Source organism: Nocardioides sp. (assembly GCF_047607365.1).
Taxonomy (GTDB): Bacteria; Actinomycetota; Actinomycetes; order Propionibacteriales; family Nocardioidaceae; genus Nocardioides.
In genome coordinates this window covers 21,574-29,185 of sequence record NZ_JASGDD010000118.1, presented here as the reverse complement: position 1 = coordinate 29,185, position 7,612 = coordinate 21,574, and the positions used below count along the sequence as shown (strand labels likewise).

Sequence of the window (7,612 nt, the reverse complement as noted above, 5' to 3'; positions counted from 1 at the left end):
GCGCAGGGGGCGCTCCGCGCCGTCGTACGCCGTGTGGGCGCCGTGCCGCGCACGCGGCTCACCGCCGGCGCGGCCGTGGTGGCGCTCGCCGTCTCGGTCCCGTTCGGCGGCCTGCGGGAGTCGGAGGCGGCGGTCCATCCCGCCCTCGACGCCAGGATCGGTCAGGTCGTCGATGCGGCTCCCTTCGACCTCACGATCACCGGCGCGAGCCTGGTCGACGCCCTGACCAGCACCCAGGACGACGGCTCCACGAAGGAGCTGATGAGCCCGGAGGCCGCCGACGGGCACCTGCTGATCCTCAAGGTGACGGTGGTCAACACCACCGCGGCGTCGGTGAGCTGGACGCTGCTGAGGGCATCGCAGCTCGAGGCGTCCGGGGCGCCGACGCAGGACGCCGTCCTCTACGCGCAGCTGTCCGGGGGCGGTGAGCTCGTGGGTGCGAGCAGCGTGCTCAGCGTCGACGACGCGACCCCGGTGGAGACGCTCAGCCCCGGCGTGACCTATCACCTGGCGATCGTGACCGAGGTGTCGGCGCCCGTCCCGGTCACGGTGCGGGTCGGCGTCGCGCGGCTGTCCTACGATCCCGGGCCCGATCGCTCTGCCTCCTGGTGGCAGCACCCGGAGCCGGCGTACGACCTCCGGATCCCGGTGGTCGACAAGCGCGACGGGGGCGTGTGATGCGCTGGCTCGCGCGCGGTGGCATCGCGCTGGTCCTCGTCGCGGCCCTCGGCCTCGGCCGCTGGATCGAGGAGGCGTGGCCGAGCGGGAACCTCGACGTGCGCTCCTTCGAGCGCGCCGGCGAGGTCGGGCACCGGGTCTCGCTGCGCTACGCCGACGTCCGCGTCGAGACCGTCACTGCGACGACGATGGTGGCGAGTCAGCTCTACGCCTCGACGACGACGGGCGTCTGGCTGGTGGTCGACGCGACGCTGTGGGCGAAGCACGAGGTCTACGACGCCGACTACTGGCGGATCGTCGACGCCCGCGGCAGGGTCTTCGAGGTCGACGCGCGCTCCGGCTACGCGCTCGGGCAGGCCACGCCCAAGGTGCCGTGGCACGTCCGGATCGCCTTCGAGCTGCCGAAGGGCGACCTGCCGGGCGCCACGCTGCGGATCTCGCGCAGCGACGCCGACGAGCGCCGCGACGACGTGGCGGTGATCGACCTGGGGATCGACCGCGACCGAGCCGCGGAGCTGGAGGCGATGACCGACCCGATCGTCGTGCGGACGAGCAGCTCCTTCGACCAGCCTCCGCTGCCGGGGCAGCCCGGCTACGACGACCTGTTCGGCGCGGGAGGCGACTCGTGAGGAAGTGGCTGCGACGCAACCGCTGGGGCCTGGTCGCGCTGCCGGCCGCCGCGGCGCTGCTCGTCGCCGCCAACGGCCAGCGCATCCAGGACTGGTGGTGGGACGCCGAGCTCCACTACGCCTCCGCCACGGGCGAGCAGGGCGAGTGGGTGCACTACGCCGAGGACTTCGAGGACGCCGCCGGCAAGGGGACCCGCGAGCTCGACTTCCGGATCACGGGGCTCGAGCGGGTCACGTCCTACACGAACCGGCTCGGCACCACCACCAGGATCACCGACGACGTGTACGACGCGTGGCGGGTGACGTTCGAGGGCAGGGCCGATCCCGACACCGTGCTGACCGGCTGCTCCCTCGCGCTCACCGAGGCCGACGGCACCCGCTACGCGTATCTCGCCGACGCCGACGGCGTCGATCAGGACCTGCTCTACCCGTGCCTGCCGTTCGAGGACTACGGCCCGTCGGAGAGCATCGTCGCGGGGGCCGGGCGGCAGCTCGACGGCGGCGACCCGGACGCCGACCCGCGCGACCCGTCGTGGACGGTCGAGCCGCTGGTCTTCGTGCCGAAGGGCACGAGGATCACGGGCGTCATGCTGTGGTGGCGGCCTCCGCACTATGCGCGGGTGGCGGTGTCGGCGAGTCCGGAGCGGGGCTGACCGGCTCCAGTGCGTCGACGCCGGGCAGCAGCAGCCGGTCCACCGCGGCCGCCAGCAGGGCCGTGAGGACGACCAACTGCAGGGCGGTCCCGAGCGCCGACTCGATCGGCGAGAAGGCGTTGAACGTCTGGAACGACTCCGGACCGGCGACGAGGCGCCACAGCCAGCTGACGGCGTACGGGATCCGGAGGGCGAGGAGGAAGGCGAGGGCGAAGAGGAGCATCGGGAGCGCGCCGCTGCGCACGATCAGCCGCAGGCCCAGGAAGAGCGCGGAGAAGCGGGAGCGGACGTCCGCGAAGATCAGGCCGACCCAGCCCAGGACGGTGCGGACCGGCTTCGGCCAGCGCCGGATCCGGGTGAGCAGAGGATGGCGGATCGTCGGCGGCGGTGCGAGCTGGTGGCCGAGGACCACGGCGGCGAACGTGATCCACGCCAGCGGGACGATCACGATGGCGTCGAACGAGCCGAGCACGTCGAACAGCCAGGCGGTGGCGTTCCGCACCGGGTGCGCGAAGAACCCGAGCCGGTCGACCACGTCGTCGTAGCGGCCGCGGACGCCCGCCACCAGCTGACGACGGTCGAGCCAGGTGGTCACCGGCTCCTTGCCCTTCTCCGCGTACGCCGCCACGTTGGAGGTCCAGTAGACCTCGACGAGCGCGCCGAGCAGCGCCAGCCCGACGAAGCTCCAGCGTCGCTCGGCCCGGCCCAGCACGAAGCGCACCAGCCATGCCACCGCCACGATCAGGACCAGGATCTCCCACCGTGGGACGAAGACGCGATGCCAGTCGATGTCGTTCGTCCGGCCGCCGAACGCGTTGGCGACCGCCTGGCTCGACTCGTCGTAGAACGCCTCGTTGAGGAACTGCGAGAGGTCGTCGGCGAGGAAGCCGTAGGCGACGTAGACCGCCAGGAACGGCACGAGGAGCGACGACGCCACGTCGAGCAGTCGCCGTGGGTGCCCGGTGGCGACGTCCTCGGGAGCGGTGGTCGCCGCCGCTCGCGCGACGTTGGGCAGGTCGTCCCGGAAGCGTCGCAGCATGAGGACGAGCGGGATCAGGAAGCCGAGCGGCGCGAGGATCAGGAACGCCCGCCCGGCGGTGCCGTTCGCGTCGCTCACCGCGACCGCCGCCCAGACCGCGGCGCCACGCCAGGCGCCGCCGAGGAAGGCCAGGGCGAGCGCCACCGGCCAGTGCCGCCACAGCAGCCGGGCGGCGTCGGCGACCACGTCGACGATGTCGCGCGCCAGCGCCCCCGGCCCCATGTCGCCCTCCTTCCCGCCGCCGCGACCGGTCAAACGCATCAGCCGACGGGCCGATAGGATCTCCTCGTGCCCCGCGTCGTGGTTGATGTCATGCCCAAGCCGGAGATCCTCGACCCCCAGGGCAAGGCCGTCCTCGGCGCCCTGCCGCGGCTCGGCTTCACCGGCGTCGAGTCGGTGCGGCAGGGCAAGCGGTTCGAGCTCGAGGTCGCCTCGGCCGACGACGCCACGCTCGCCGACATCGAGCGGCTCGCCGAGACCTTCCTCGCCAACACGGTGATCGAGAACTTCACCGTCCGCGTCGAGAGCTGAGGTCGAGTCCGGATGCGCATCGGTGTCGTCACCTTCCCCGGCACGCTCGACGACGTCGACGCGGCCCGCGCCGTCCGGCTCACCGGCAACGAGCCGGTCTCGCTCTGGCACGGCGACCACGACCTGCAGGGCGTGGACGCGGTCATCCTCCCCGGTGGGTTCTCGTACGGCGACTACCTCCGCTGCGGTGCGATCAGCCGCTTCGCGCCGATCATGACCGAGGTCGTCGCGGGTGCGGGCAACGGGCTGCCGGTGCTCGGGATCTGCAACGGCTTCCAGATCCTCGTGGAGTCCCACCTGCTGCCCGGGGGTCTCCTCATGAACGACCATCTCAAGTTCATCTGCCGCGACCAGACGCTGCGGATCGAGAACGCCTCGACCTCGTGGACCTCGGCCTACGAGCCCGGGCAGGAGATCGTCGTGCCGCTGAAGAACGGCGAGGGCCAGTACGTCGCCGACGCCGAGACCATCGCCCGTCTCGAAGGGGAGGGCCGGGTCGTCGCGCGGTACGTCGGCTTCAACCCCAACGGCTCGGTCAACGACATCGCCGGGATCGCCAACGCGCGCGGCAACGTGGTGGGCCTCATGCCCCACCCCGAGCACGCCGTCGAGGAGCTCACCGGCTCCGGCACCGACGGCGCGGGCTTCTTCACCTCGCTCCTCGAGCAGGCGCTGAGCTGATCCTGGACCTCGACCGCGGGCTCTCAGCGTCACCAGGTGACTCTGAGAGCCCGCGGTTCCCCAGGTTGGTGGCGGTGGCGTGCGGAGCCCTGCTCCTCAGCGGCTGTGGCTCGGCACAGGTGTCCGGCCCGGCCTCGACGACTCCGATCCCCAGCGCGCTGATCACCAGCGCGACGCCGGACCCCTCGCCGAGCTCGACCAGCTCGTCGACCTCGCCCGGCGCCCTCGGCGCGACCGCGAGCGCGACAGCCTCGCCGAGCCCGGCCTCCGCGCTCGCCGGAGCGGTGATCGGGATCGACCCCGGCCACAACGGCCGCAACCACACCCGGCCCGACGTGATCAACCGGCTGATCCGCAACGGGCGCGGCGACGACACCACCCATTGCAACACCACCGGCACCGCGACCGACGGCGGCTACCCCGAGGCGACGTTCACCTTCGCGGTCGCCACCGAGCTCGCCGCGCTGCTCCGCGCCCGCGGCGCCGAGGTGGTGATGACCCGCACCTCGAACGACGGCGTCGGCCCGTGCGTCGACGCGCGCGCCGAGACCATCAACCAGGCGCACGCCGACGTCGCGATCGACCTCCACGCCGACGGCGGACCGGCGAGCGGCCGGGGCTTCGCGATCCTGCTGCCGGTGGGCTCGGGCACCAACGACGCCGTCGTCGCGCCCTCCCGGCGCTACGCGACCCTCCTGCGGGAGGAGCTCCTCGAGACGGGCATGCCCACGTCGTCGTACGACGGCAAGGACGGTCTCAAGGAGCGCACCGACCTCGCCGGGCTCAACCTGACGACCGTGCCCCAGCTGCTGCTCGAGGCGGGCAACATGCGCAACCCGACCGACGCCGCGCTGTTGACCAGCAAGCGGTTCCAGCACCAGCTCGCCCGGGCGATCCTCCGGGCCATGGAGCGCTTCCTCGCCCGGTGACACCTTCTCGGCGGGGGCGCGAGGGGCGTGGCAGAAGTGACTTCTGAGGTTAGAGTCATCCCATGTTGCGGCAGTTGTGTCACCCCCGCGTGGTGATCCTGGCGATCACGGCCCTCGCGCTGCTGGCAGCCCTGCTCGCGCTGCCGAAGGTGCTGAACGACCGCGCCCGCACGACCGGAGCCAACCCGATCACGCCCGGCGTCTTCACCGGTCTCGGCTTCGACCAGTGCCAGGCGCCGCGGCAGTCCCACATGGACACCTGGCTGGCCAAGAGCCCGTTCCGCGCGGTGGGGATCTACATCTCCGGCGACTCGCGCGCCTGCCGGACCCAGACCTACCTCAACGCCACCTGGGTCGCGACCCAGCTCAGCAAGGGCTGGCACCTGCTGCCCATCACCCTCGGCCCGCAGGCGTCGTGCCAGGGCCGGTTCCCGCGCTACAAGGACGACTTCAAGATCAGCGCGAAGGCGGCGAGCGACTACGCGGCCGCCCGGGCGCAGGGCACCGCCGAGGGCACCAAGACGGTCACCGACGCGAAGGCGCTCGGCCTGGTCGAGGGCAGCACGCTCTACTACGACCTCGAGGGGTTCACCTACACCAAGACCGCCTGCCGGGAGTCGGCGCTGCGGTTCGTCTCGGCCTGGTCCGCGCGCGTCAAGCAGCTCGGCTTCCGTGCCGGGCTCTACTCCAGCGCCGGCTCCGGCATGAAGATGATCGAGGCGGCGCGGGTCAGCACGCCCGCCAACATCACGCTGCCCGACGCCATCTGGCTGGCGCGCTACGACGGCAAGGCCAACACCAGCGCGACCGACTACATCTCCGACGCGGGCTGGCAGGGCAACCGGGTCAAGCAGTTCCAGGGCGGGCACAACGAGACCTACGGCGGCGTGACGATCAACATCGACCGCAACTACCTCGACCTCACCGCCGTGGTGAGCGCCCCGGCCGCAACGGCCGCGACGACCGCGAGCTCGTCGGCGGCGCCCGCCAAGACCGTCCCCTCGGTCGCCGCGGAGACGCACTGCGGCGGCGTGGAGGTGAACCTGTCGGCGTACTACCCCGTCCGGAAGCCGACCGCCACCTACACCCCGGACCGCGCCTCCACGCTCGCGCTGAGCTGCCTGCTGCGCGAGAGGACCACCTACCGCGGTCCGGTCTCGGCCACCATGACCCCCTCGCTCCAGTCCTTCATCCGCACCTGGCGCAAGCATCACGGGTACGCCGTCAGCACGGTGTGGAACTACAAGCTGTGGATGTGGCTCCTGGCCAAGGGCTCGCGCCCGACGCTCAAGGCCACGACGACGGGCGCGCGGGTGCGCGACGTGCAGCGCGCGCTCACCGTCGCCAACCCGAAGCGGCCGGTGGCGGCCACGGGCTACTTCGACAAGGCCGGGCTGGCGGCCCTGCGCGCCTGGCGGGCCAAGGTCGGCCTGGGCACCGGCACCCCGTTCAGCGTGAAGGAGTGGAAGGCCCTCCAGGCGGGACGCCGCTGAGCCCCGCCCGGCTACCGGGTCCTCCTGGTCGTCTCCTACTGGTCGTCGGGGTAGTCCCCGCCGCTGACGCCGAAGAACTCCTCCAGCGTGCTCACGCCCGTCGCGGCCATCGCCGCGACGAGGTCGGTGCCGACGTAGCGCAGGTGCCACGGCTCGGGGTCATAGCCGGTCACGCCGGCGTCGGCCGCGGTGTAGCGGACCAGGAAGCCGTACTCGCCGGCGTGCGCGGCGAGCCACCGCCCGCCACGGGTGGAGGCGAAGCAGGCGTTGAGCTGACAGCCGGAGCCTCCGGCGTCGTCGAGGTCGACGGCGAGGCCGGTCTGGTGCTCGCTGTGCCCCGGCCGCGCCGAGACCCGGTCGGCGGCGGCCCGGCTGCCCAGGCGGGCCACCTCGTTGCCGTACACGGCGGCCTGGCGGCCGTAGGAGCGGAAGCCGCTCAGCACCCGCAGCGGACTCCCGGCGTCGGCGGCCGCGTCGAGGAGACGCCCGAGCGGCTCGGCGATCGTGGTCGCGACCTCCTTGCCGCCGACGACGGTCAGGCGCGGGGCGTAGTCCTCGTCGCGGATCGGGTGCGACTTGTTCACGATCACCCACGGCGAGTCCGCCTTGGTCGTGGAGTGCGCACGAGGATCGAAGCCCGCCGGGTACGCCGGCAGGGCCGGGCCCGTCGAGGCGGCCGGAGTGGTCGTCGGGGGAGCGGCGGCGGCCGCCGGGGTGGTGGCCGTGGGGGTGGTCACCCCGGGCGGCGCGGAGCTGGACGCCTCCTCGGCGGCGACGTCGTCACGGCCGGCCCGCGGGCCGAGCTCCAGCGCGACGGTCGCGCCGACGGTCAGCACCGCCGAGAGGGCCAGGATCGCGGGACCGGCGAGCAGCCGCCGGCGTCGCCGTGCGGCCGCATGCCGTCCTGCCGAGCCCACGTCGCGACGATAGGGCATGAGCGAGGGGAGGGAGCGTGACGCTCCCTCCCCTCACGATCCCC

At 72.7% G+C, this 7,612-nt stretch carries 9 protein-coding genes; 7 read left to right on the top strand and 2 right to left on the bottom strand.

From position 1 onward, the window contains the following. From QM572_RS09120 to QM572_RS09110, 3 genes are all read left to right on the top strand, one after another. On the top strand, positions 1 to 678 hold a 678-nt coding region (locus QM572_RS09120; RefSeq protein WP_415092267.1), incomplete at its 5' end, for a hypothetical protein. Next, positions 678 to 1,307, top strand: coding sequence for a hypothetical protein (locus QM572_RS09115; protein ID WP_415092265.1), 630 nt, complete (start codon positions 678 to 680; stop codon positions 1,305 to 1,307). The genes QM572_RS09120 and QM572_RS09115, both read left to right, overlap by 1 nt. Beyond that, positions 1,304 to 1,960 carry a hypothetical protein gene (locus QM572_RS09110; protein WP_415092263.1) on the top strand — a complete coding sequence of 219 codons (657 nt, stop codon included), beginning with the start codon at positions 1,304 to 1,306 and terminating at the stop codon, positions 1,958 to 1,960. Before QM572_RS09115 ends, QM572_RS09110 begins: the two co-directional genes overlap by 4 nt. On the opposite strand, the gene QM572_RS09105 is transcribed toward QM572_RS09110, so the two are convergent. After that, the gene (locus QM572_RS09105; protein WP_415092261.1) at positions 1,893 to 3,260 is read right to left on the bottom strand and encodes a hypothetical protein; all 1,368 of its coding nucleotides are present in this window, start codon (positions 3,258 to 3,260) and stop codon (positions 1,893 to 1,895) included. The two genes, QM572_RS09110 and QM572_RS09105, sit on opposite strands and share 68 nt — an antisense overlap. Positions 3,261 to 3,287: 27 nt before the next feature. On the opposite strand from QM572_RS09105, the gene purS reads away from it, so the two are divergent. The 4 genes from purS (at position 3,288) to QM572_RS09085 (ending at position 6,633) form a co-directional block, all read left to right on the top strand. After that, on the top strand, positions 3,288 to 3,530 hold the full coding sequence (gene purS / locus QM572_RS09100; RefSeq protein ID WP_415092259.1) for a phosphoribosylformylglycinamidine synthase subunit PurS: 243 nt from the start codon (positions 3,288 to 3,290) through the stop codon (positions 3,528 to 3,530). A 12-nt stretch (positions 3,531 to 3,542) separates the two neighbouring features. Next, positions 3,543 to 4,211, top strand: coding sequence for a phosphoribosylformylglycinamidine synthase subunit PurQ (purQ, locus tag QM572_RS09095; protein ID WP_415092257.1), 669 nt, complete (start codon positions 3,543 to 3,545; stop codon positions 4,209 to 4,211). 74 nt (positions 4,212 to 4,285) lie between these two features. Beyond that, positions 4,286 to 5,140, top strand: coding sequence for an N-acetylmuramoyl-L-alanine amidase (locus QM572_RS09090; RefSeq protein ID WP_415092255.1), 855 nt, complete (start codon positions 4,286 to 4,288; stop codon positions 5,138 to 5,140). A 62-nt stretch (positions 5,141 to 5,202) separates the two neighbouring features. Next, positions 5,203 to 6,633, top strand: coding sequence for a glycoside hydrolase domain-containing protein (locus QM572_RS09085; RefSeq protein ID WP_415092253.1), 1,431 nt, complete (start codon positions 5,203 to 5,205; stop codon positions 6,631 to 6,633). Between the two features lie 35 nt (positions 6,634 to 6,668). Here the strand turns inward: QM572_RS09085 and QM572_RS09080 are convergent, their stop codons facing one another. Beyond that, positions 6,669 to 7,550, bottom strand: a complete 882-nt coding sequence (locus QM572_RS09080) for a M15 family metallopeptidase (protein WP_415092251.1) — start codon at positions 7,548 to 7,550, stop codon at positions 6,669 to 6,671. Positions 7,551 to 7,612 lie beyond the last annotated feature (62 nt).

Bases quoted from the DNA above. Each gene is read 5' to 3' on its own strand.
- purQ (WP_415092257.1), top strand. From the start codon at position 3,543: ATGCGCATCGGTGTCGTCACCTTCCCCGGCACGCTCGACGACGTCGAC.
- QM572_RS09085 (WP_415092253.1), top strand. From the start codon at position 5,203: ATGTTGCGGCAGTTGTGTCACCCCCGCGTGGTGATCCTGGCGATCACG.
- QM572_RS09105 (WP_415092261.1), bottom strand. From the start codon at position 3,260: ATGCGTTTGACCGGTCGCGGCGGCGGGAAGGAGGGCGACATGGGGCCG.
- QM572_RS09115 (WP_415092265.1), top strand. From the start codon at position 678: ATGCGCTGGCTCGCGCGCGGTGGCATCGCGCTGGTCCTCGTCGCGGCC.